Source organism: Scandinavium sp. UTDF21-P1B (assembly GCF_040750395.1).
GTDB lineage: Bacteria > Pseudomonadota > Gammaproteobacteria > Enterobacterales > Enterobacteriaceae > Scandinavium.
Window position 1 is genome coordinate 22,795 of record NZ_JBFLVD010000002.1, and the last position, 23,342, is coordinate 46,136.

The 23,342-nt window shown below is 56.9% G+C and carries 22 protein-coding genes; 12 read left to right on the plus strand and 10 right to left on the minus strand.

The window, feature by feature from the left end; translation table 11 throughout:
* Positions 1–85 precede the first annotated feature (85 nt).
* The 5 genes from prfC (at position 86) to AB1287_RS01065 (ending at position 4,885) form a co-directional block, all read left to right on the plus strand.
* A complete protein-coding gene (gene prfC, locus AB1287_RS01045; RefSeq protein WP_312629919.1) occupies positions 86–1,675 on the plus strand; it encodes a peptide chain release factor 3 in 1,590 nt (529 codons plus the stop codon).
* A gap of 338 nt (positions 1,676–2,013) precedes the next feature.
* Positions 2,014–2,622: a molecular chaperone OsmY gene (gene osmY / locus AB1287_RS01050; RefSeq protein WP_435616687.1), complete on the plus strand. Its 609-nt coding sequence runs from the start codon at positions 2,014–2,016 to the stop codon at positions 2,620–2,622.
* Between the two features lie 112 nt (positions 2,623–2,734).
* Positions 2,735–2,896 (plus strand): DUF1328 domain-containing protein, encoded by a 162-nt coding sequence (locus tag AB1287_RS01055; protein ID WP_007373037.1) that lies wholly within the window; start codon positions 2,735–2,737, stop codon positions 2,894–2,896.
* A 118-nt stretch (positions 2,897–3,014) separates the two neighbouring features.
* A complete protein-coding gene (locus AB1287_RS01060; RefSeq protein ID WP_312629915.1) occupies positions 3,015–4,109 on the plus strand; it encodes a patatin-like phospholipase family protein in 1,095 nt (364 codons plus the stop codon).
* Entirely contained in the window at positions 4,106–4,885 is a 780-nt protein-coding gene (locus AB1287_RS01065; protein WP_435616688.1) for a TatD family hydrolase, read from the plus strand. The genes AB1287_RS01060 and AB1287_RS01065 overlap by 4 nt, the downstream gene beginning before the upstream one ends.
* Here AB1287_RS01065 and AB1287_RS01070 read toward each other — a convergent pair.
* Both AB1287_RS01070 and AB1287_RS01075 read right to left on the minus strand, forming a co-directional pair.
* Positions 4,880–5,743 (minus strand): YjjW family glycine radical enzyme activase, encoded by an 864-nt coding sequence (locus AB1287_RS01070; protein WP_435616689.1) that lies wholly within the window; start codon positions 5,741–5,743, stop codon positions 4,880–4,882. The two genes, AB1287_RS01065 and AB1287_RS01070, sit on opposite strands and share 6 nt — an antisense overlap.
* Positions 5,715–7,253 carry a YjjI family glycine radical enzyme gene (locus AB1287_RS01075; protein ID WP_435616690.1) on the minus strand — a complete coding sequence of 513 codons (1,539 nt, stop codon included), beginning with the start codon at positions 7,251–7,253 and terminating at the stop codon, positions 5,715–5,717. Before AB1287_RS01075 ends, AB1287_RS01070 begins: the two co-directional genes overlap by 29 nt.
* A gap of 227 nt (positions 7,254–7,480) precedes the next feature.
* Between AB1287_RS01075 and deoC the strand changes: the two genes are divergently transcribed.
* The 4 genes from deoC to deoD all read left to right on the plus strand — a co-directional run bounded on the left by deoC (position 7,481) and on the right by deoD (position 11,812).
* Positions 7,481–8,260, plus strand: a complete 780-nt coding sequence (gene deoC / locus AB1287_RS01080; protein ID WP_312629911.1) for a deoxyribose-phosphate aldolase — start codon at positions 7,481–7,483, stop codon at positions 8,258–8,260.
* 132 nt (positions 8,261–8,392) lie between these two features.
* A complete protein-coding gene (deoA, locus tag AB1287_RS01085) occupies positions 8,393–9,715 on the plus strand; it encodes a thymidine phosphorylase (protein ID WP_435616691.1) in 1,323 nt (440 codons plus the stop codon).
* 51 nt (positions 9,716–9,766) lie between these two features.
* Entirely contained in the window at positions 9,767–10,990 is a 1,224-nt protein-coding gene (deoB, locus tag AB1287_RS01090; protein ID WP_312629909.1) for a phosphopentomutase, read from the plus strand.
* Positions 10,991–11,092: 102 nt separating this feature from the next.
* Positions 11,093–11,812, plus strand: coding sequence for a purine-nucleoside phosphorylase (gene deoD / locus AB1287_RS01095; protein ID WP_014882458.1), 720 nt, complete (start codon positions 11,093–11,095; stop codon positions 11,810–11,812).
* A 90-nt stretch (positions 11,813–11,902) separates the two neighbouring features.
* Here the strand turns inward: deoD and lplA are convergent, their stop codons facing one another.
* Positions 11,903–12,919, minus strand: coding sequence for a lipoate--protein ligase LplA (gene lplA / locus AB1287_RS01100; protein WP_435616692.1), 1,017 nt, complete (start codon positions 12,917–12,919; stop codon positions 11,903–11,905).
* 36 nt (positions 12,920–12,955) lie between these two features.
* Complete coding sequence (locus tag AB1287_RS01105; protein ID WP_435616693.1) at positions 12,956–13,603, minus strand: YtjB family periplasmic protein; 648 nt, start codon at positions 13,601–13,603, stop codon at positions 12,956–12,958.
* Positions 13,604–13,707: 104 nt separating this feature from the next.
* Here AB1287_RS01105 and serB point away from each other — a divergent pair, with 104 nt between their 5' ends.
* The 3 genes from serB (at position 13,708) to nadR (ending at position 17,419) form a co-directional block, all read left to right on the plus strand.
* Positions 13,708–14,679: a phosphoserine phosphatase gene (gene serB / locus AB1287_RS01110; protein ID WP_435616694.1), complete on the plus strand. Its 972-nt coding sequence runs from the start codon at positions 13,708–13,710 to the stop codon at positions 14,677–14,679.
* A gap of 14 nt (positions 14,680–14,693) precedes the next feature.
* On the plus strand, positions 14,694–16,076 hold the full coding sequence (gene radA / locus AB1287_RS01115) for a DNA repair protein RadA (protein WP_312629904.1): 1,383 nt from the start codon (positions 14,694–14,696) through the stop codon (positions 16,074–16,076).
* A gap of 110 nt (positions 16,077–16,186) precedes the next feature.
* On the plus strand, positions 16,187–17,419 hold the full coding sequence (gene nadR, locus AB1287_RS01120) for a multifunctional transcriptional regulator/nicotinamide-nucleotide adenylyltransferase/ribosylnicotinamide kinase NadR (protein ID WP_312629902.1): 1,233 nt from the start codon (positions 16,187–16,189) through the stop codon (positions 17,417–17,419).
* Between the two features lie 45 nt (positions 17,420–17,464).
* On the opposite strand, the gene AB1287_RS01125 is transcribed toward nadR, so the two are convergent.
* The 6 genes from AB1287_RS01125 to AB1287_RS01150 form a co-directional block, all read right to left on the minus strand.
* On the minus strand, positions 17,465–18,130 hold the full coding sequence (locus AB1287_RS01125; RefSeq protein WP_435616695.1) for a hypothetical protein: 666 nt from the start codon (positions 18,128–18,130) through the stop codon (positions 17,465–17,467).
* A gap of 60 nt (positions 18,131–18,190) precedes the next feature.
* The gene (locus AB1287_RS01130) at positions 18,191–18,685 is read right to left on the minus strand and encodes a type VI secretion system baseplate subunit TssE (protein WP_312629899.1); all 495 of its coding nucleotides are present in this window, start codon (positions 18,683–18,685) and stop codon (positions 18,191–18,193) included.
* Between the two features lie 5 nt (positions 18,686–18,690).
* Positions 18,691–19,497 carry a type VI secretion system accessory protein TagJ gene (locus AB1287_RS01135; RefSeq protein WP_312629897.1) on the minus strand — a complete coding sequence of 269 codons (807 nt, stop codon included), beginning with the start codon at positions 19,495–19,497 and terminating at the stop codon, positions 18,691–18,693.
* A 14-nt stretch (positions 19,498–19,511) separates the two neighbouring features.
* The gene (locus AB1287_RS01140; RefSeq protein ID WP_435616696.1) at positions 19,512–20,309 is read right to left on the minus strand and encodes a TagK domain-containing protein; all 798 of its coding nucleotides are present in this window, start codon (positions 20,307–20,309) and stop codon (positions 19,512–19,514) included.
* Between the two features lie 2 nt (positions 20,310–20,311).
* The gene (locus AB1287_RS01145) at positions 20,312–20,569 is read right to left on the minus strand and encodes a PAAR domain-containing protein (protein WP_312629893.1); all 258 of its coding nucleotides are present in this window, start codon (positions 20,567–20,569) and stop codon (positions 20,312–20,314) included.
* A gap of 67 nt (positions 20,570–20,636) precedes the next feature.
* Complete coding sequence (locus tag AB1287_RS01150; RefSeq protein ID WP_435616697.1) at positions 20,637–23,315, minus strand: type VI secretion system Vgr family protein; 2,679 nt, start codon at positions 23,313–23,315, stop codon at positions 20,637–20,639.
* Positions 23,316–23,342 lie beyond the last annotated feature (27 nt).

Sequence of the window (23,342 nt, forward strand, 5' to 3'; positions counted from 1 at the left end):
GGCCCCGCCTTACGGGTAAAATAGCCGCATTTTTCGTATTCAACATGCGCGGATTGACGCCGCGTTTACTTAAGAAGAATTGACTATGACGTTGTCTCCTTATCTGCAAGAGGTGGCCAAACGCCGCACTTTTGCCATCATTTCTCACCCGGATGCCGGTAAAACGACCATCACTGAAAAAGTGCTGCTGTTCGGACAGGCGATCCAGACCGCCGGTACCGTCAAAGGCCGTGGCTCCAGCCAGCATGCGAAATCCGACTGGATGGAGATGGAAAAGCAGCGTGGGATCTCGATCACCACCTCCGTGATGCAGTTCCCGTATCACGACTGCCTGGTGAATCTGCTTGATACCCCGGGTCACGAAGACTTCTCCGAAGATACCTACCGTACCCTGACGGCGGTGGACTGCTGTCTGATGGTTATCGACGCCGCAAAAGGCGTTGAGGATCGTACCCGTAAGCTGATGGAAGTGACCCGTCTGCGCGATACGCCGATCCTGACCTTCATGAATAAACTCGATCGTGACATCCGCGATCCGATGGAAGTGCTGGATGAAGTGGAGCGCGAGCTGAAAATCGGCTGTGCGCCAATCACCTGGCCTATCGGCTGCGGCAAGCTGTTTAAGGGCGTTTATCATCTCTACAAAGATGAAACCTATCTGTACCAGACCGGTAAAGGCCATACGATCCAGGAAGTTCGCATTGTTAAAGGGCTGAACAACCCGGATCTCGACGCGGCCGTAGGCGAAGAGCTGGCGGCACAGCTGCGTGAAGAGCTGGAGCTGGTTCAGGGCGCGTCTCACGAGTTCGATCAGGAACTGTTCCTGGCAGGCGAAATCACCCCGGTGTTCTTCGGTACCGCACTCGGTAACTTCGGCGTGGATCACATGCTGGACGGTCTGGTGGAATGGGCGCCAGCGCCAATGCCGCGTAAAACCGACAGCCGTGAAGTCGAAGCGAAAGAAGAGAAGTTCTCAGGCTTCGTGTTTAAGATTCAGGCCAACATGGACCCGAAACACCGTGACCGCGTAGCGTTCATGCGTGTGGTGTCCGGTAAATATGAAAAGGGCATGAAGCTGCGTCAGGTGCGCACCGGGAAAGATGTCGTTATCTCCGACGCGCTGACCTTTATGGCGGGCGACCGTTCGCACGTGGAAGAAGCCTTCCCGGGCGACATCATTGGCCTGCATAACCACGGCACCATTCAGATTGGTGACACCTTTACCCAGGGCGAAATGATGAAGTTCACCGGCATTCCGAACTTCGCGCCGGAGCTGTTCCGTCGTATTCGCCTGAAGGATCCGCTCAAGCAGAAGCAACTGCTCAAAGGGCTGGTTCAGCTGTCGGAAGAGGGTGCCGTGCAGGTCTTCCGCCCGATTGCCAACAACGATCTGATCGTTGGCGCGGTCGGTGTGCTGCAGTTCGACGTGGTGGTTGCGCGTCTGAAGAGCGAGTACAACGTCGAAGCGATTTACGAATCGGTGAACGTGGCGACGGCACGCTGGGTAGAAAGCAGCGATGTGAAGAAATTCGAAGAGTTCAAGCGCAAAAACGAAGTACAGCTTGCGCTGGACGGTGGTGACAACCTCACGTATATCGCCCCAACGATGGTAAACCTGAACCTGACTCAGGAACGTTACCCTGACGTTCAGTTCCGTAAAACTCGCGAGCACTAATCCTCTCCAGAGCACGGCCCGCGCCGTGCTCTGTCACTTTGCCTCCCTCTTGATTCCCTTGCAGAAAGTTCTTAAATGAGCCCGATTCCCGCCGGAAAGGTCACTTTTTAACCTGTTGGCCGGGCGAGTTAAAAATTGTTGGCTATATTTAACAAAGTGATGACAAGTTGTCTGGCTTAACTCGCTACTCAATGCGTGTTCATTAGCGAATTAGCCCGGTTTATTTGTCATTATCAAGATTAAAAACTGTGAAATTGTGGTGATATTCACCCCTACAGCAATGCGATCATGAAGATCGCCTGAGCTCAAATTCTGAGCAAACTACAGGAATCGAGACAATGACGAGCCATAAGATGTCCAAAACGCTGCTGGCAATCATGCTGGGTACTGCAATGATGAGCGGTTCTGCTCTGGCGGAATCCACCATGGATAAAACCCAATCCGCTGCGGAAAGCGCAGGGCAAAAAGTCGACAGCTCAATGAGCAAAGTCGGCGGCTTCATGGATGACAGCAGCATCACGGCGAAGGTGAAAGCGGCACTGGTCGATCATGACTCCATCAAAAGTACCGGTATTTCGGTGAAAACCGATAACAAGGTCGTCACGCTGAGCGGCTTTGTTGAAAGCCAGGCCCAGGCCGAAGAGGCGGTGAAAGTCGCGAAAGGTGTGGAAGGCGTGGCGTCAGTCAGCGATAAGCTCCACGTGCGTGACAGCAAAACGCAAAGCATGCAGGGGTATGCGGGTGATACCGCAACCACCAGTGAAATCAAAGCCAAGCTGCTGGCGGACGATATTGTACCGTCCCGCAAAGTGAAAGTAGAAACCACCGACGGCGTGGTGCAGCTTTCCGGTACGGTCGATTCTCATGCGCAGAGTGAACGCGCGGAGAGCATCGCCAAAGCAGTTGATGGCGTAAAAAGTGTCAAGAACGATCTGAAAGTTAAATAACGTTGTTCTGACACTACCTTCCCCGGCCAGCGCCGGGGAAACGAGTCTGTCGTTTTGAGTGCCTGAGCGTTCATCAAAGCGGACGACATTCACTATGGTAAAGGAGAATCGTATGTTTCGTTGGGGCATTATCTTTCTGGTCATCGCATTAATTGCCGCCGCTCTGGGCTTTGGTGGTCTGGCGGGTACGGCAGCGGGTGCCGCAAAAATTGTTTTCATCGTCGGTATCATCCTGTTCCTGGTCAGCCTGTTTATGGGGCGCCGACGTCCTTAGCCTGCTAAGTTAAATTTTCGTAACACAAAGCCAGCCTTCGGGCTGGCTTTATTGTTTTCAGACAATCCTTGTTTGCGTTATGGTTATAGGACAGAACAATCAAAAAAGGGAAAGCAGTGTGGGACAGCGAATTCCGGTGACGCTCGGTAACATTGCGCCACTTGCAGTGAAACCCTTTCACCCAGGCGAGCTGGCATTAGTCTGTGAGGGCGGCGGGCAGCGTGGCATCTTTACGGCAGGCGTGCTGGATGAATTTATGCGCGCCAGATTTAATCCATTCGATCTCTATTTAGGCACCTCTGCCGGGGCACAGAATCTTTCTGCCTACCTTTGCAATCAGCCCGGCTATGCCCGAAAAGTGATCACCCGCTACACGACTTCCCGAGATTTTTTCGATCCGATGCGCTTTGTGCGCGGCGGCAATCTTATCGATCTCGACTGGCTGGTAGAGGCCACCTCAAGCAAAATGCCGCTGGCGATGGATGTGGCCGCGCGCCAGTTTGATGACGGCAAAGCGTTTTACATGTGTGCCTCCCGGGCGGATGACTACTCGCCGGGCTACTTCTCGCCAACGCGTGAAACCTGGATGGATCAGATTCGGGCCTCCAGTGCGATCCCCGGTTTTTACCGGCCTGGCGTGACGTTAGACGGCATTAACTGGCTGGATGGCGGCGTGAGCGATGCCATTCCGGTACAGGAAGCGGTGAAGCGCGGCGGGAAAACAATCGTGGTGATCCGCACCGTGCCGTCGCAGATGTACTACACCCCGCAGTGGTTCAAGCGTATGGAACGCTGGCTCGGAGAGAGCAGCCTGCAGCCGTTTGTGAACCTGGTTCAGCATCACGAAAAAACCTACCACGCCATTCAGCAGTTCATTGAGAAACCGCCGGGCAACGTGCGGATCCTGGAAATCTTCCCGCCTAAGCCACTGAAAAGTATGGCGCTCGGTAGCCGCCTGCCTGCGCTGCTGGAAGACTACAACGTGGGCCGTCAGTGTGGGCGCTATTTCCTTGCCACGATGGGCAAAATGCTGGCCGATAAGCCTCCTTTGCATCGCTTCAAACCGCGCGTTGCCACGCCTGCCGCCGTTGTTATCCCTCCTGCGGCGGTGGTTATTCCTCCCGCAGCGGTGGCAAACGATCTGCACAATGCGCCGCTTATCGACGCGCCACAGGCCAACGATGCGAGTTTTGATAGCGAGGGGCTGGCGTGAGCTTCAGCTTTACCGACACCCATTGCCATTTTGATTTTCCGCCCTTTGTCGACGATATCGAAAACAGTCTGGTCCTTGCCGCCCGCGCGGGCGTATCGAAGATCATCGTGCCCGCGACCGAAGCGACGCGTTTCGACGGTGTGCTGAAGCTTGCGGCAAATCACGCCCCGCTGTATGCCGCGCTGGGCCTGCATCCGATTGTGATAGAAAAACATCATGATGAAAGCCTGGCAAAGCTTGAGGCGCTGCTTGCCCTGAAGCTGCCGAAGCTTGTGGCTATCGGGGAAATTGGCCTTGATCTGTATCGCGACAATCCGCAGTTCGATAAACAGCAGGCGGTGCTGGATGCGCAGCTCAGGCTCGCGAAACGCTACGATCTTCCGGTGATCCTCCACTCACGCCGGACCCACGATAAGCTGGCGATGCACCTCAAGCGGCATAATTTACCCTGCACCGGCGTTGTCCACGGTTTTGCCGGAAGCCTGCAACAGGCGGAACGATTCGTTCAACTGGGGTATAAAATTGGCGTGGGCGGGACGATAACCTACCCGCGGGCAAGCAAAACGCGTGAGGTGATGGCGCGTTTGCCCCTGAGCGCACTGCTGCTGGAAACGGATGCGCCGGACATGCCGCTCAACGGCTATCAGGGCCAGCCCAATCGCCCGGAACGGGCAGCAGACGTTTTTACCTCCCTTTGTGAACTACGTTCTGAATCACCCGCAGATATCGCCGATGCGCTGGCGAAAAATACCCGTCAGCTTTTTACCGCCCTATAAGTAAAGCGCCGGGAGGATAACCTGATTTATCCCCTGATTTTGCAGCGCTTGTGCCAGCGGCTCAACGTCCCCGGCGTGGGCGCTGCGCCACTCTCGTGCTTCACTGTAGACGCCGTGGGCATGAAAGGCATTCAGCCTCACGGTGATTTCTCCCAGGGAATGAATAAACTCGCTCAGCGGTTCAATGGATGACAAATAGTCCGTCTCCTCAGGGATGGTCAGCAGGCGTAGCTCCGCAAGCCTCTGGTGTTCTGCCAGCCAGCGAATACTGGCTTTAATCCTTTCATTCCCGCGCCCGGTGAGACGCTGGTGAACGCTGCTATTCCAGGCTTTCAAATCCACCATCACGCCGTCGCAGACCGGCAGCAGCTTCTCCCAGCCCGGAATGCCCAGCTCGCCGTTGCTGTCGACCAGGCAGGTGAGATGTGAAAGCGCTGGCGTGGCCTTGAGCTGCGTGAATAGCTCGCAGATAAAGGGCAGTTGAGTGGTGGCTTCGCCGCCGCTGACGGTGATGCCTTCAATGAACGGGGCCGCGCGCGCGACCTGCTTTATCACCTCTTCGACGGACATTGTTTGCGCCATCGGTGTGGCCTGCTGCGGGCACATCTTCAGGCAGGTGTCGCACTGCTGGCAGAGCGTTTCCTGCCAGTAGACGCGCCCGGCCTGAAAGGAGAGCGCATCGTGTGGGCAATGAACAGCACACTCTCCGCAGTCGTTGCAGCGCCCCATCGTCCAGGGGTTGTGGCAGCTTTTACAGCGCAGATTGCAGCCCTGCAGGAACAGCGTCAGACGGCTACCGGGGCCGTCGACGCAGGAGAACGGGATGATTTTACTGACTGAAGCGCATCTGCTGCTCATGGCTGATGACTCTCGGTTGGCGTTCCAGAATACGGGTGTTGCGGGCGGCCTCTTCGCCAAGCCAGGTGGTGTTGGTGCGTGAACCTTCGGCACGGAATTTTTCCAGGTCTGAGAGCCGCACCATATACCCGGTGACGCGTACCAGATCGTTGCCGCTGACGTTGGCTGAAAACTCTCGCATTCCGGCATTAAACGCGCCCAGGCAGAGCTGCATTATCGCCTGTGGGTTGCGTTTTATGGTTTCATCGAGCGTCAGGATGTCGCTGATCCCGGCGGTATAAAACGCATGGTGAGGCGCAACGGCCAGCAGGTGGCTGACCGGATCGGGTTCGCTGCCGTAAGGAATACGCGCGCCGGGCGTAGTACCGCTGTCGGAGCTGATGCCGGATTGGGCATGCAGCATCGCGCGCTGGTTCCAGCCGAACTTCACAGGTGTTCTTTCAACAAACGCCGCCAGTTCTGCGCTGATGCGCCAGCCAAGCGCATTGGCCTCTTCATCCTGACCATAGCGGGCAGGGCTGTTGGCTTTTTCACAGAGCAGGTTCACCGCTTCCGCCAGGGCATAAATGCCAAACATTGGCGCAAAGCGCTGCGGGTCAATCAACCCTTCCGCCACCAGGAAGCTATTCTCAAAGAAGTGCGATTGCTGGTACAGGAAGGTGCAACGGGCATCAATGATGGCGATTTGCTGCTGGCAGTAGAACGGAAGAACCCGGTCGAAGAAGTCGGCCACCGATTCACTGCGCCGTGCAATTTCTTTCAGATTCAGACGCACCAGCGTGCTACCGCCGCCCGCCAGCGGCAGTGAGTTGTAGCAGCTGACCACGCCATACTGGCCTTTTGTGAAAATTTTATCATTCACCGGGCCGTTAGCGATGTGCGGCTTGCTGCATTCACAGATGTTTTTACTGACTTCCAGCAGCAGCGAATCCGGTGTAATGTCCGGATCATAGATAAACGTCAGATTTGGTGCAACCTGCTTCAGTTCAGCATCGGCGCGTAAAATGGCGCGCGTGACGGGCGTATCTTCCGGGCCGATATTCACGTGGGTGAAAGCGTCCGGCAGGGTTCTGTCCAGATAGCGCCAGAAACGTTTTATGCGGATATCGACTTCTTCTTGTGTTAGTATTTTAACATACGGAGCCAGGATCGCATCCAGATGCCCGAGGTAAACCGGCATCGCCGTGACCGAAGGAACGTGGTGATAAAGGATGGTCAGCATTGAGAGCGCGTCATCCAGATCTTTTGCGCCCTCCAGCTCCAGCCATTCTGAGCCGTTAGCCAGGAAACGCGCGTAGTCGGGCAAAACGTAGCGCGGTTTGAACGGCGCGTGGCCTTCAAACATATCGCAGATCACGCCCTCGTCCAGCGCCGCACGGGCGGTTTCTGGCAGAGTCGGATAGGGCAAAGCGTTTTCCGCTTCAAGCGCCAGAAAGTGGCGTTTTTGCTCGGGGCTGAGCGTTTTGCTTGTCACAATATTCTGGCAGCGTTGTGCAAAAGAGTCAGACATAGACGTTCCTCAGGCGCGTTGGCGATGAGGGCATTGTAGAGAAAAGCGGCGGCGAGTCTCTTGATCCATATCCCTCGTCGGCGCTTAAAAGAGTGATTCAAATCTCATTACGGTAATGCAAATTTGCATGTGCGTTTCATTAACTGTGATGGGGATCGAAGTGAAACGTCGGGTCGGTGTTAAAATAGTCACAGACCCGCAAGGTAAAATTACACACCGGAGATAACATGACTGATTTAACTGCAAGCAGCCTGCGCGCGTTAAAGCTGATGGACCTGACCACCCTGAATGACGATGACACTGATGCGAAAGTGATCGCCCTGTGCCATCAGGCGAAAACGCCGGTGGGCACGACCGCGGCAATCTGCATCTACCCTCGCTTTATCCCTGTCGCGCGCAAGGCGCTGAAAGAGCAGGGCACGCCAGACGTTCGCATCGCAACCGTCACTAACTTCCCGCACGGCAACGATGACATCGACATCGCGCTGGCGGAAACCAAAGCGGCTATCGCCTACGGCGCAGATGAAGTTGACGTTGTGTTCCCTTATCGTGCGCTGATTGCGGGCAACGAGCAGGTCGGTTTCGATCTGGTGAAAGCCTGTAAAGACGCCTGTGCGGCAGCGAACGTGCTGCTGAAAGTGATCATCGAAACCGGTGAGCTGAAAGAAGAGGCACTGATTCGTAAAGCCTCTGAAATCGCCATCAAAGCGGGCGCGGACTTCATCAAAACCTCTACCGGTAAAGTGCCGGTGAACGCCACGCCAGAAAGCGCGCGCATCATGATGGAAGTGATCCGCGATATGGGCGTTGAAAAAACCGTGGGCTTTAAGCCGGCGGGCGGCGTGCGTACCGCTGAAGACGCACAGAAATTCCTCGCGATTGCTGATGACCTGTTTGGCGCCGACTGGGCCGACGCCCGTCACTACCGCTTTGGCGCGTCCAGCCTGCTGGCAAGCCTGCTGAAAGCGCTGGGTCACGGCGACGGCAAGAGCGCGAGCGCTTACTGATTTACCGTATCAATGGACGTAGGCCGGGTAAGCGTAGCGCCGCCCGGCAAATTGTTTAAGTGCCGGATGTCGGCTACGCCAAATCCTGCCTACAGCTACGATGGCTTTTCGATTTTCCCTCAGGGGGTTACCGTGTTTCTCGCACAAGAAATTATTCGTAAAAAACGCGATGGTCACGCGCTGAGTGACGAAGAGATCCGTTTCTTCATCAACGGCATTCGTGATAACACCGTGTCCGAAGGACAAATTGCGGCCCTGGCGATGACCATTTTCTTCCATGATATGTCCATGCCGGAGCGCGTCTCGCTGACGATGGCCATGCGGGATTCCGGCACCGTCCTCGACTGGAAGAGCCTGAATTTAAACGGCCCGATTGTCGACAAACACTCCACCGGCGGCGTGGGTGATGTGACCTCCCTGATGCTTGGCCCAATGGTGGCGGCCTGCGGCGGCTACATCCCGATGATCTCCGGGCGAGGCCTCGGGCACACGGGCGGTACGCTCGACAAACTGGAAGCGATTCCGGGGTTTGATATCTTCCCGGACGACAATCGCTTCCGCGAAATTATTAAGGACACAGGCGTGGCAATTATCGGGCAGACCAGCTCGCTCGCGCCTGCGGACAAACGTTTTTATGCCACCCGCGACATCACCGCCACGGTCGATTCTATTCCGCTGATTACGGCGTCCATTCTGGCGAAAAAACTCGCCGAAGGGCTGGATGCGCTGGTGATGGACGTGAAGGTGGGCAGCGGCGCATTTATGCCGACCTACGAGCTCTCTGAAGCGCTCGCCGAAGCGATTGTTGGCGTCTCCAACGGCGCAGGCGTGCGGACTACCGCGCTGCTGACTGACATGAACCAGGTGCTGGCATCCAGCGCGGGTAATGCCGTTGAAGTCCGTGAGGCGGTGCAGTTCCTGACCGGCGAGTACCGCAATCCGCGTCTGTTCGACGTCACCATGGCGCTGTGCGTGGAAATGCTGATCTCCGGTCATCTGGCGAAAGACGAAGCGGAAGCGCGCAGCAAACTGCAGGCGGTGCTGGATAACGGTAAAGCCGCTGAGATCTTCGGCCGCATGGTCGCGGCACAGAAAGGCCCGGCGGACTTCGTCGAAAATTACGCGAAATACCTGCCAACGGCGATGCTCAGTAAAGCGGTCTATGCCGATACGGAAGGATTCGTTTCCGCAATGGATACCCGCGCGCTCGGGATGGCCGTTGTTGCGATGGGCGGCGGTCGCCGTCAGGCCAGCGATAAGCTGGATTACAGCGTCGGCTTTACCGACATGGCGCGCCTGGGCGAAAGCGTTGACGGGCAGCGTCCGTTGGCGGTGGTCCACGCGAAAGACGAAGCCAGCTGGCAGGAAGCCGCCAGAGCGGTGAAAGCGGCAATTAAACTGGACGATACGGCACCAAAAGAAACACCAACGGTCTATCGTCGAATCACTCAATAGCGGTATACTGATCTGATCGCTTTTTTGCAGCGCAAAACGTACGGAGAAAATATGAAACGTGCATTTATTATGGTGCTGGACTCCTTTGGTATCGGCGCCACCGAAGACGCAGAGCGTTTCGGCGATGTCGGTGCCGATACGATGGGCCATATCGCAGAAGCCTGCGCGAAAGGCGAGGCCGATAAAGGCCGCCAGGGCCCGCTGAACCTGCCAAACCTGACCCGTCTGGGTCTGGTGAAAGCCCATGAAGGGTCTACCGGAAACATTGCCGCTGGCATGGACGGTAATGCCGAAGTGGTTGGCGCATACGCCTGGGCGCATGAGCTCTCTTCCGGGAAAGATACCCCATCCGGTCACTGGGAAATTGCCGGTGTGCCCGTGCTGTTCGACTGGGGCTACTTCCCGGAACACCACAACAGCTTCCCACAGGAGCTGCTGGATAAGCTGGTTAAGCGCGCCAACCTGCCGGGCTACCTCGGCAACTGCCACTCATCTGGCACCGTTATCCTGGACGAGCTCGGCGAAGAGCATATGAAAACCGGCAAGCCGATTTTCTACACCTCCGCTGACTCCGTCTTCCAGATTGCCTGCCACGAAGGCACCTATGGCCTGGATAAGCTGTATGAGCTGTGCGAAATCGCCCGTGAAGAGCTCACTGAGGGCGGCTACAACATCGGCCGCGTGATCGCGCGTCCGTTCATCGGTGACAAAGCGGGCAGCTTCGAGCGTACCGGCAACCGTCACGACCTGGCCGTTGAGCCGCCAGCGCCAACCGTGTTGCAGAAACTGGTCGATGAGAAGGGTGGTCACGTGGTGTCCGTCGGCAAAATTGCGGATATCTACGCCAACTGCGGCATCACCAAAAAGGTGAAAGCGACCGGTCTGGATGCGCTGTTTGACGCAACCGTGAAAGAGATGAAAGAAGCCGGGGACAATACCATCGTCTTCACTAACTTCGTTGATTTCGACTCTTCCTGGGGTCACCGCCGCGACGTTGCCGGCTATGCAGCAGGTCTGGAGCTGTTCGATCGCCGTCTGCCGGAGCTGCTGAAGCTGGTGGGTGAAGATGACATCATCATCCTCACCGCGGACCACGGCTGCGACCCGACCTGGACCGGGACCGATCACACCCGTGAACACATTCCGGTGCTGGTCTATGGCCCGAAAGTGAAAGCAGGTTCGCTGGGCCATCGCGAAACCTTCGCGGATATCGGTCAGACCCTGGCAACGTACTTTGGTACGTCACCGATGGAATACGGCAAAAATATGCTGTGATGCAATTGCCCGGTGGCGCAAGCTTACCGGGCCTACGGATTTGTAGGCCGGGTAAGGCAACGCCACCACCCGGCATAACAACAACGAATAAGGAAAAATAAAATGGCAACCCCACACATTAACGCAGAAATGGGTGATTTCGCTGACGTCGTACTGATGCCTGGCGATCCGCTGCGTGCGAAGCACATTGCTGAAACTTTCCTCGAAGACGTGCGTGAAGTGAACAACGTACGCGGCATGCTGGGCTTCACCGGCACCTACAAAGGCCGCAAGATTTCCGTGATGGGTCACGGTATGGGTATCCCGTCCTGCTCCATCTACACCAAAGAGCTGATCACCGATTTCGGCGTGAAGAAAATCATCCGCGTGGGCTCCTGTGGCGCCGTGCGCATGGATGTGAAGCTGCGTGATGTGGTTATCGGCATGGGTGCCTGCACCGATTCCAAAGTGAACCGTATCCGCTTCAAAGATCACGACTTCGCGGCGATTGCTGACTTCGACATGGTGCGTAACGCCGTTGACGCGGCTAAAGCGCTGGGCGTTGACGCTCGCGTTGGCAACCTCTTCTCCGCCGATCTGTTCTACTCTCCGGACGGCGAAATGTTCGACGTGATGGAGAAATACGGCATTCTGGGCGTGGAAATGGAAGCGGCAGGTATCTACGGCGTGGCCGCAGAATTTGGCGCAAAAGCGCTGACCATCTGCACCGTCTCCGATCACATCCGCACCCACGAGCAGACCACCGCTGCGGAGCGTCAGACGACCTTCAACGACATGATCAAAATCGCGCTGGAATCCGTTCTGCTGGGCGATAAAGAGTAAACGTTGTTGTGCCGGGTGGCGGCTTCGCCTGACCCGGCCTGGGAAGTCAACGCAAAACGGCAACCAAAGGTTGCCGTTTTTTATTCTCCCTCATCGAACCGCCCCCGCAATCCACGCCGACAGTTCCCGCAACTCTTTTTCCTGCTCCGGGAAATCCCCCAACAGCGCATCACACTCTTGCTGAAGCACGTCAGGATGATACAGGCAGCCCTGCAAGCGCGCCGCCAGCGCCTCCAGCGGTGCCGGATTCAGGCTGTCGGTGAAAACCTGGGTGCGAGTGATGTGGCCTTTCTCGACGTCGAAATGCAGCTCGATGCCGCCCCAGGTGAAACGTTCATCGAGCAGATGTGAAAAGGCTGGCGCCTGGCCGAAGTTCCACTCCCAGCTGCTCTGGCGGGCAAAGGTTTCCGCAAAGTTTGGCAGATCCGGGGATTTGTCTGGCGAAATCACTTCTGCTTCAACGCGTTCGCCGTAATGAGCGAAGAACGCCTCCGTTACCGCGCCGCAGATTTTTTCATGGGTGATACCCGGCAGCAGCTCAATCAGATTTGCCACGCGGCCGCGTACCGAGGTAATCCCTTTTGCCTGAAGCTTTTTCTTATCAGGGTTGAGGTAGTTCGCCAGACGGCTGAGGTCAGCGTTCAGCAGCAGCGTGCCGTGATGAAATCCCCGATCCAGGGTTTCACGGTAGGCCGAACCGGAGACCTTACGATCGCCTTGCGGAGTTTTGACCACCAGGTCGTTGCGTCCGGAGGCCGCAGCCGTCACGCCAAGAGCGTTCAGGGCGTTAAGCACTATCGACGTGGAGATGGTTTTATCGTATTCCGGCTTGCCGGCCATAAAGGTAAAGCAGGTGTTACCGAGATCGTGAAACACCGCACCGCCGCCGCTGCTGCGGCGCGCCAGGCGCACGTTATCCTCTTCCATCCGCCGGGTATTGCACTCTTTCCATGGATTTTGTGCCCGACCAATGACGACGGTATCGGCGTTGCGCCACAAAAACAGCACGCGCTGGGTGGCGGGCATCTGGCGGAAAATACACTCTTCCACCGCCAGGTTGAACCAGGGATCGTATGAATCAGAGATAAGCAGGCGCAGCGTCGACATGGCAGATTTCCTTTCTTTAATGATTCAGCCAATTTATCACTTATCCTTGTTTTCGCCCTCATCCTCTTCGGGAACGGATTTATTCGCCGTGAGCAGAAACGGCGATTGCTGCCAGCGCGTGCGTTTGCCCTGAAGCAATGTGCGAGTCAGCACCACGCCGATGGCAAGGGAGAGCAGCAGCATCAGGCGCAGAATGTTGGTGGTGTTATCCACCTGTTTGGCTTCCGTCGCCAGCGTGTGGGTGTCCAGCGTCAGGCGCAGATAGCCAAGGGGTTCATTCTTGCCCTGAATGGGTTCGACGATCTGCTGATTGAAATAGCCCCCGGCTTTTTTGCCGTCGAGCGCCAGGCGGTCGCGGACGTCCACGCTCTCACCGCTGTGGGCGATCAGGTTGCCTTCTTCGTCATAGACGCTGGCGTCCAGCAGGCGACTGTTGGTGGTCAGCTGCGTCAGCAACTGATTGATCTTCTTCTCATCCGGCGTTTCTGAACGCATCAACGGCGCAAGATTCAGCGTGACCTGATGGGCGAGGGAGCGGGCCAGCTCTTCCATCTGTGGGTTGCGCTGCCGCTGGTGGTTTTGGCTGAACCACGATGCGCCCTGCATCAGGGCCACCAGCAGGGCAAGACAGATAAGGACGATCACCGCACGATGCAGCCGAAATTTCAGTTTTGCGCGAACCATATTCCACCTTTGAAAATTTGCAGCTTAATGTTGCCAGAAGCGCTGGATACAGGGTAGCCTCATGCGTTATTTTCCTGGCCAAATCTCGATTAACTGGAGCTGTAATGCCGAACAGTCTGACCTGGTGCGACCTGCCCGACGATGTCTCTTTATGGCCTGGGCTGCCGCTGTCCTTGAGCGGTGATGAAGTGATGCCGCTGGATTACCACGCCGGACGCAGCGGCTGGCTGCTGTATGGCCGCCGTCTCGATAAACAGCGCCTGACCGATTATCAGCACAAGCTGGGGGCGGCGATGGTGATTGTTGCCGCCTGGTGCGTTGAAGATTATCAGGTGATTCGCCTCGCAGGCTCGCTTACGCCGCGTGCGACGCGCCTTGCACACGATGCCGGGTTTGACGTCGCCCCGCTCGGGAAAATCCCGCACCTGCGCACGCCGGGCCTGCTGGTGATGGACATGGATTCAACGGCTATCCAGATTGAGTGTATTGATGAAATCGCCAAACTGGCGGGGACCGGCGAGCTGGTGTCTGAAGTCACTGAGCGTGCGATGCGCGGCGAACTCGATTTCACCGCCAGCCTTCGCCAGCGGGTGGCCACTCTGCAGGGCGCCGATGCAAGCATTCTGCGTCAGGTCCGCGACACGCTGCCGCTGATGCCGGGACTGGTGCCGCTGGTGCTGAAGCTGGAAACGCTGGGCTGGAAGGTGGCGATTGCCTCCGGCGGCTTTACGTTCTTCGCCGATTATCTGCGTGAAAAACTGCGCCTGACGGCCGCGGTGGCGAATGAGCTGGAAATTCGCGACGGCGTGCTCACCGGCAACGTGACCGGCGATATCGTGGACGCACAGTACAAGGCCAGCACCCTGAAACGTCTGGCCGAAAGCCATGAAATTCCGCTGGCGCAAACCGTGGCGATTGGCGACGGCGCCAACGATCTGCCGATGATTAAAGCGGCCGGGCTCGGTATTGCGTACCATGCCAAACCGAAAGTGAACGAGCAGACGGAAATCACCATCCGTCACGCTGACCTGATGGGCGTATTTTGCATCCTGTCCGGCAGCCTGAATCAAAAGTAATAACGAGGTAAACCGTGGCGAAAGCACCGAAACGCGCCTTTGTCTGTAACGAATGCGGCGCGGATTATCCGCGCTGGCAGGGGCAGTGCAGTGCCTGTCATGCCTGGAACACCATTACCGAAATGCGCATTGCCGCGTCGCCCGTCGTGGCGCGCAATGAGCGCTTAACCGGCTACGCCGGGGCTTCTGGTGGCTCGAAGGTCCAGAAGCTTTCTGAAATCAGCCTCGAAGAGCTGCCGCGCTTCTCCAGCGGCTTTAAAGAGTTTGACCGCGTGCTTGGCGGTGGCGTCGTGCCGGGCAGCGCCATTTTGATTGGCGGCAATCCGGGGGCCGGGAAATCCACCCTGCTGTTGCAGACGCTGTGCAAGCTCAGCGAGCAGATGAAAACCCTCTACGTCACCGGCGAAGAATCTTTGCAGCAGGTCGCGATGCGCGCGCACCGTCTTGGGTTACCGGCTGCTAACCTCAACATGCTGTCAGAAACCAGCATTGAGCAGATTTGCCAGATTGCCGAAGAAGAGCAGCCGAAGCTGATGGTGATCGACTCCATCCAGGTTATGCATATGGCCGACGTACAGTCCTCGCCGGGCAGCGTCGCCCAGGTGCGCGAAAGTGCCGCTTACCTGACCCGCTTTGCTAAAACGCGCGGGGTGGCGATTATCATGGTCGGTCACGTCACTAAAGATGGTTCGCTGGCGGGGCCTAAAGTGCTGGAGCACTGCATCGACTGTTCCGTATTGTTGGACGGCGATGCGGACTCCCGTTTCCGCACGCTGCGCAGTCACAAAAACCGATTTGGTGCGGTCAATGAGCTTGGCGTTTTCGCCATGACTGAACAGGGCCTGCGCGAAGTGAGCAACCCTTCTGCCATATTCCTGAGCCGGGGCGATGAAGTCACCTCCGGCAGCTCGGTGATGGTGGTCTGGGAAGGCACGCGGCCGCTGTTGGTCGAGATCCAGGCGCTGGTCGATCAGTCGATGATGGGCAACCCGCGTCGCGTAGCGGTGGGGCTTGAACAGAACCGTCTGTCGATTCTGCTGGCGGTACTGCATCGTCACGGTGGCTTGCAGATGTTCGACCAGGACGTGTTCGTCAACGTGGTCGGCGGCGTGAAGGTGACCGAAACCAGTGCGGATCTGGCGCTGCTGATGGCGATGGTCTCCAGCCTGCGCGACAGGCCGCTGCCGCAGGATCTGGTGGTGTTTGGCGAAGTCGGGCTTTCCGGTGAAATTCGCCCGGTGCCAAGCGGGCAGGAGCGAATCTCTGAAGCCGCCAAGCATGGCTTTAAACGGGCGATCGTGCCCGCGGCTAACGTACCGAAAAAAATACCGGAAGGGATGAAGGTGTTTGGCGTGAAAAAGCTTTCCGATGCACTTAACGTCTTCGACGAATTATAATCATTGCGTTATCTCTTTTGGCGGGTGGCGCTTTGCTTATCCGCCCTACGTTTTTCCAGGCCCGGCAAGCCTAAGCGCCGCCGGGCAAACCCATCAGGCAGGAGGCTCCTTTGTCATCATTCGATTACATCAAAACCGCTATTCGCCAGAAAGGCTGTACCTTGCAGCAGGTGGCGGACGCCAGCGGGATGACGAAGGGCTATCTGAGCCAGTTGCTGAACGCCAAAATCAAAAGCCCGAGTGCGCAAAAGCTCGAAGCGTTGCACCGTTTCCTGGGGCTCGAGTTTCCGCGCCAGCAGAAAAATGTTGGCGTGGTGTTCGGTAAGTTCTACCCATTGCATACCGGGCATATCTATCTTATCCAGCGCGCCGTAAGCCAGGTCGATGAGCTGCATATCATCATGGGCTATGACGAAAAGCGCGACCGCGAGCTGTTTGAAGACAGCGCGATGTCGCAGCAGCCGACGGTATCCGATCGTTTGCGCTGGCTGTTGCAGACCTTCAAATATCAGAAAAACATTCGTATTCATGCCTTTAACGAAGAGGGCATGGAGCCGTATCCCCACGGCTGGGACGTGTGGAGCAACGGCGTGAAGGCGTTTATGGAAGAAAAGGGCATTCAGCCAAATACCATTTACACCTCCGAAGAGGCTGATGCGCCGCAGTTTCGCGAGCATCTGGGCACCGAAACGGTGCTTATCGACCCGCAGCGCACGTTCATGAGCATCAGCGGCGCGCAAATTCGTGAAAACCCGTCGCGCTACTGGGAATATATCCCGACCGAAGTGAAGCCGTTCTTCGTGCGTACGGTGGCGATTCTCGGCGGCGAGTCGAGCGGTAAATCGACGCTGGTGAATAAGCTCGCTAACATTTTCAATACCACCAGCGCCTGGGAATATGGCCGGGATTACGTCTTTTCGCATCTCGGCGGCGACGAGATGGCGTTACAGTATTCGGACTACGATAAAATCGCGCTTGGCCATGCACAGTACATTGATTTTGCGGTGAAATATGCCAATAAGGTGGCGTTTATCGACACCGATTTTGTCACCACCCAGGCGTTCTGTAAGAAATACGAAGGCCGCGAGCACCCGTTCGTGCAGGCGCTGATTGATGAATACCGCTTCGACCTGGTTATCGTGCTGGAAAATAATACCCCGTGGGTTGCCGACGGCTTGCGTAGCCTGGGCAGTTCAGTCGACAGGAAAGAGTTTCAGACCATGCTGGTAGAGATGCTCGAGGAGAACAACATCGAGTATGTCCATGTTGAAGAACCGGACTACGACGCGCGATTCCTGCGCTGCGTGGAGCTGGTAAAGCAGATGATGGGCGAGCAGGGCTAAAAAGTGACGGGGTTCGCCATCCTCAGGATCGCGAACCCGCTCCGATCACTCAGGCGTACCGCGCACAAATATGTTATAGGGCGACGGGCGCTGCGAATAATTGACGATTTCAACGCCCAGCGTTTTCGCGCTGGCGACGGCAATATGCATTTTTTGCTCCAGATACTCCGGCCCGAAGCGTAATGGGTCCGGCGTGCCGTGGCCGTAAAAGGCATCCTGCTCCAGCCCGGAAAAATAGTTCCCGGCCCACTCCCGCAAGGTTTTTTCCGTTTTCTGATTAAAGTCATTACAGACCTGTGGCATGCCCTCGGCGCGCCATTTTTGCACCTTCTCAGGGTTATAGTCGTGATCGAAGCCGAGCAGCCCGATCCGCGCTGGCGCCAGGGTCAGCATTATCCAGTAGAGACCCTGAAAGAAAGAGGTATAGCCAATTTTTCTTTCCAGATTGAAACCGCTTAGCTCCCCGAAACCGAGCGTTTCTGCTCCCTGATGCAGAGCGGCTGAGTACTCTTTGTGCCGAATTTCCGTGCGGTAATTTTTCGTCTGCGGATAGTTTTCGGCAGGAAAGTCGTTGGGGTGGATCCAGTAATCAAATACCTCGTCGGGGAAGATTCGCCAGGCGTTGTTTAAACACACTTTGATATGGTCGCGGTAGCGTTCGTCCGTGGCCTGCTGGGCTGAAAGCCCGCTACCAACATAAAGCACCTTCATGATTTTTCCTTGTGATTCAGGCGACAACACGGGCAGCGCTGGCGCTGCCCGTGGATAACATTACGACACACCAGATAGCTCAATGCGTTCGCATTCGCGGTCATAGCTGCCGTTCAGACAGAGATCGATGGGATGAGGCTCCCAGTAGATCAGCCCGCGAACTTCGAACAGCATGTTGGTACTGCTGAAGGATTTATCCTTCTCGTGGAGAATATGCACCAGCAGCGATTCGGGGATGATTCGGGGCTCGAAGCGCAGAATGGCATCACGAATGTTTTTCTCCATTTGCCGCCAGTTGTTCAGGTTGACCGGCATGCCCGGAAGCGGAGTGATGCCGAAATTCACCACCGTGTTAGCCACATGGCAGTGCTTAACGGGATCGAGTTCGCGATCGATGTTGTTGCAGTTGAGGAGCGATGCCAGATCCCGCTGCACCAGACGCCTGAGGGTCCTCGCATCGTAAAAGGCTTTGTCAAAGGCCTCCTGCTGCTTTTTGGGCTCATCATCCAGCAGGCGATCGAGCAGGGTGGGCAGATATTGCTGCTTGCTGTTCATGGCGTTCAGGCCGTCTCAAAGGTGAGGGTGCCCGTTTCCATGATCGAAAATTCGCTTTGCTCGGTGACCCACATCTTACGGCCTTCGCCGATGGTCAATACCAGGCTTTGCTGCTGCCAGTGGGTCTCGTCGCCGAGCTTCACGCTCAGGCTCTGGCTGGCGTCGATCGGGTAGCGGGCAGGTAAATAGCCGCTCCATTTACGCGACGGGGTGACGAGCGTCGCGGGTGCCCACATCAGGTCAAGCAGCGACTGAGGTGGCTGCACCGTCAGCGATTGGATCTGCTCGAACGGCACCCAGCGATACCCGCCGGCGCAGATAAATTCGCACACTGGCCCAAGACGGCCATCGCCATCGGCAATCCAGTCGAACGCACCGGCGTGCTCGCTGTGGCCTGCGGTGACCGGGGCAAGCTCGAAGGCCTGAAAGCGAAGCTCATCCGCTTTATCGATTTCCTGGGCGGCACTGGCCTGGTTTGCCTGGTGCAGAATGTCCAGCCAGGTGGGGGCCTGCTCGTCAAGCGGGCTGGCCTTGCGTTCTCCGTTGAGCACCTGCTTACGCACCATCTCACTCATGATCAGGTTTTTCAGCAGTTCGCTATGCGAGGAGGTCGCATCCGACAGGGCGGCCAGGGTATCGACCTGCGTCAGCGCCTTATCCCATGCTTCTTCGATGCACCAGAGCGTTGCCAGCGCGTAACGAGATTCCCGGTCGGCCGGGCGTTTCTTTAGGGTAGAAAGCAGGTCTTCCGTCAGTGAACCAAAGGTATTTTCCTGCAGGAAGGTCCTGAGACGGGGAGTTGTCAGCATCATAGTTAATCCTTTAATTACAGTAGAGTGTCCAGGTCTGCCCGGTAAATGTCCTGTACCAGCAGAGCGGGGATCCGTTTTTGGGTGTCGTAGCGAACTTCTTCAGGGGCCAGCAGCTTGAGGACGTCGGTTTTTGTCTGCTCTTCGGCCTGGATCCTGTCACTTTCGGCGATCTCCAGCTCGTTAAACACTTTGTGGATAAGCGCCGGCGTTTCAAAAATACAGTGGGTGACGGTGGCTGATTTGACCTGCGCCTGAACCCTGTCGAAGTGAAACACGTTTTCGTTGAACCGGTTGTCGCGCCGCGGGCCGGACTGTCGGGCGTGGGGCTGCTGGATGCCCCAGATCAGGGCCTGGCGAAACTCTTTTTCAAGCGATTTAAGAATGTCCCTTTTTTCGTTTTCCGGTGCCTCGGTGACGTGCTGCAGGCTGTTGTGCAGGATCTCCACCAGCTCCGGTAACTGGGCGTCGTTGCCGCAGCCGTCGGCGTAACCCAGCTCCTGGAGCAGACTTTTATCTGTCTCCTCGTCCTCCACGGTGATGCCATAGCGGGCAAGCTGAATGCTGCTCTGGATCCGCAGGGAATGACGTTCCTGAAAGGCCAGCGGGTGGCCATCAACATAGCAGGGCAGCAGCCGCTGAGCGTTAAGCAGGCTAAGCCCCTCTGCGCCATGGCTGAAAATAACCCCCTCCTCACAGGGGGCTTTTGCAGGGGAGAAGAACTGACCGCTGTCGACATCGAAAATGACGGTTTCATTGTCACCCAGCACCCGACGCGAGCGCTGTTCTGGCCAGTAAAGGTTTAAAGTGATCATGCCTAGCCTATAAACACATCGCCCGAGCCACTACAGATGGCGGCACCACAGCCGGTGCAGTCACCCAGCCGAGCCGCGGGACTGTTGTTGATGAACACGGTACCGGAGCCGGATGCAACGGCGCTTCCGCCATGAAGGGCGCATGCGGCGGCGCTTCCCAGCATGGCCGCGGGTATGCTGTTGATAAAGACGTTCCCGGAACCGCTGACGACCGCGCCGCCGTGACAGATGGCATCGCCTAAGCGTGCTGCATTTTGCATATAACCTCTCCTTTATGGATTAAGGGTAAATCCGCCCGCCGAAGCGGAGAGCGGAAAGGGGTGACGATCAGGGTGGCGGAGTCCTCGTCGGTGTGACGGTTGGCGTTTCCGTCGGTGTCTCCGTCGGACTCTCCGTTGGGCTCTCCGTCGGACTCTCCGTTGGGCTCTCCGTCGGACTCTCCGTTGGGCTCTCGGTCGGACTTTCCGTCGGGCTCTCGGTCGGGCTCTCGGTCGGGCTTTCCGTCGGGCTCTCGGTTGGGCTCTCGGTCGGGCTTTCCGTCGGGCTCTCGGTTGGGCTCTCGGTCGGACTTTCCGTCGGGCTCTCGGTCGGACTTTCCGTCGGGCTTTCGGTTGGGCTTTCGGTTGGGCTTTCCGTCGGGCTCTCGGTTGGGCTCTCGGTTGGGCTTTCCGTCGGGCTCTGAGTTGGGCTTTCCGTAGGCGTAACGGTTGGCGTCACCGTCGGCGTATCCGTTGGTGGCGGAGGCGGCGGAGGAGGTGGTGGTCCAGGCGGCAACGGCGGTAACGGAAGCGGCAGAGCCATCAGGCCAAAGACCGGGATTAATCCCGCCAGGCTGGAGAGTGCGGCCAGGCCACCGCCTGCACCACCGCCTCCGCCGTTGCCGCAGCAGTCGTCATTGTCACCTGGGTTGATTTGTACCTCACCGCCCTGAATGATGACTTTGTCAGAGCCGATGATTTTGATGGTTTTCGCGCTCAGCGTCAGGATGCCGCCCGAACCCAGGGCCATTGCGCCACCCGCAACCATCGTTAACGCGCCGCCGGCAGCGGTCTGCCAGGCACCTCCCACGGACTCGGCATGATAGCCGCCGACGTTGATTAAGTTCGCGCCCCCTACGTTTGTAGCATTCATCCCACCGACGTTCAGACTGTTGGCTGCGCCAATGGCCTCTGTACGTGCTAGGCCCACGACCAGACCGTAGGTTAGCCCGATGGTGTTGCTGTAGCCGCCACCGATGATTTTTGAGTAGTCGGCCCCCACGCTCATGCTGCGGCTGACACCGATGATTTCCGATGCGTTAGCCCCGACGCTTTTGCTGTAGTTCGCGTTGACGATTTTGTCGTAATTCGCCCCCACGCTGACGTTACGGTTGGCACCGATTACCGTTTCTGCGTTTGCTCCGATGGTCTGGGACTCATCGTTCTTGGTCACACGCACCATGTTACGCTCGGCCTGTTCCCAGTACTGCTCCTGGCCAGGCTTGTCTTCAAAGCGGATGCCGTTGTAGTTGGTGCGACCGCCGCCGACCGTGCGGCTTATCATGCCGCTCTGGGTGCTGTTGACCGGCAGATCCCACGGCGGCATGGTGACGTTGTTGTAGAGGCTGCCGATGATCAGCGGGCGATCGGGGTCGCCGTTGATGAAGTCGACGATCACCTCGTGGCCGATACGCGGGATGTAGATCCCTCCGAAGTTATTGCCTGCCCAGGCCTGGCTGACGCGCAGCCAGCAGGAGTCCGATTCGCGGTTTTGCCCATAGCGATCCCAGACAAAGCGTACCTTGACCCGCCCGTATTCATCGGTCCAGATCTCTTCGCCCGGCGGACCAACGACGATGGCCGTCTGCGGGCCACGGGTGCGTGGACGCTTAATGGTTAACGGGTGGCGATAAATCTTGCTGGTGGGCTGCACGGTAAAATCGCAGTGGTAGGTGAATATCTCCACGCCGCTGACCTGCGGGACCTCAGTGATCCGCAGGCTGCTTGCCAGCACCATATATTCCCGGTTGGCCTTTTCGAGCGGATAGTTCGTCAGGGTAAAGTTGCAGCCGCAGACGATGCCGCGAACCTCTCCACTGCCGGTTGCCCGTGAGCCTTCTGCGCCGCGTTCTTCCATGCGCACGCTGGCCAGCATTTCGCCCACCGAGGGCTGCTCGTAGTCACCGGGCCAGTGGAACACTTCCATCTGGTTGTAGACGGTGTTACGCGGCTTCGTGTCGATGGCGGAAATATCGGCGCGGGAGCGGGTGAAGTCGTAGTCGTTGGTTAGCCAGCTTCCGCTGACGATAGTCTCCTGGTGATGGAAGTGGTCGATATACTCTTCACCGGCCTTCGGGTCGTCCGGCACGTAGCTGATGGTGTGGTAGGCCTCGCTGAAATAGGGGCGATGGGCACCGACGTGATCGACCAGGATAAGCTTATGCTTATGATCGCTGTGTTCAAAAAACCAGTAAATTCCCCACTCTTCCATTAACCGTTCGATAAACGCGAAATCGGTTTCACCGTACTGAACCTGAAAATCAAGTTTTGGGTAATTGGCCGATAAGCGTTTCTCTACCGGATAATGATATTCACCCAGTACCTCATCAAGAATATCCACCACACTTTTCTGCTGGAATATTTTGAAGTCTGAAGTCAGCTCCGTAATATGTAACCAGGGCCGCAGAATAATTTCATACATGGCCTGGTTGGCGTCCCGGCCAATATATCTTGCTTTCTGGACTACTCCTGAGATTTCACGGGTGCCTTTACCGACATAGCTCACTTCATCCAGCCCATTGCCATCCAGCTCGATTTCAATGGTCATCTCTTTGCCGAGCAGCGCCTTGATATCAATATTGGACGCGGACTGCCAGGAGATCGCAGGATTAGCAGGTGTTTTGGCGGTAATCGACCATGTATAAAGCGTGGAAAAGGCTTCTTCGCCATCCAGCTTTGACAGGACTAGAGCAGGCTCTCCCAGCAAGTAAGGCATTGCCGGGCTGCTCAGGCTGATTGTACGCGACATGTAAATACCTGAAACGTTGTAGATAAT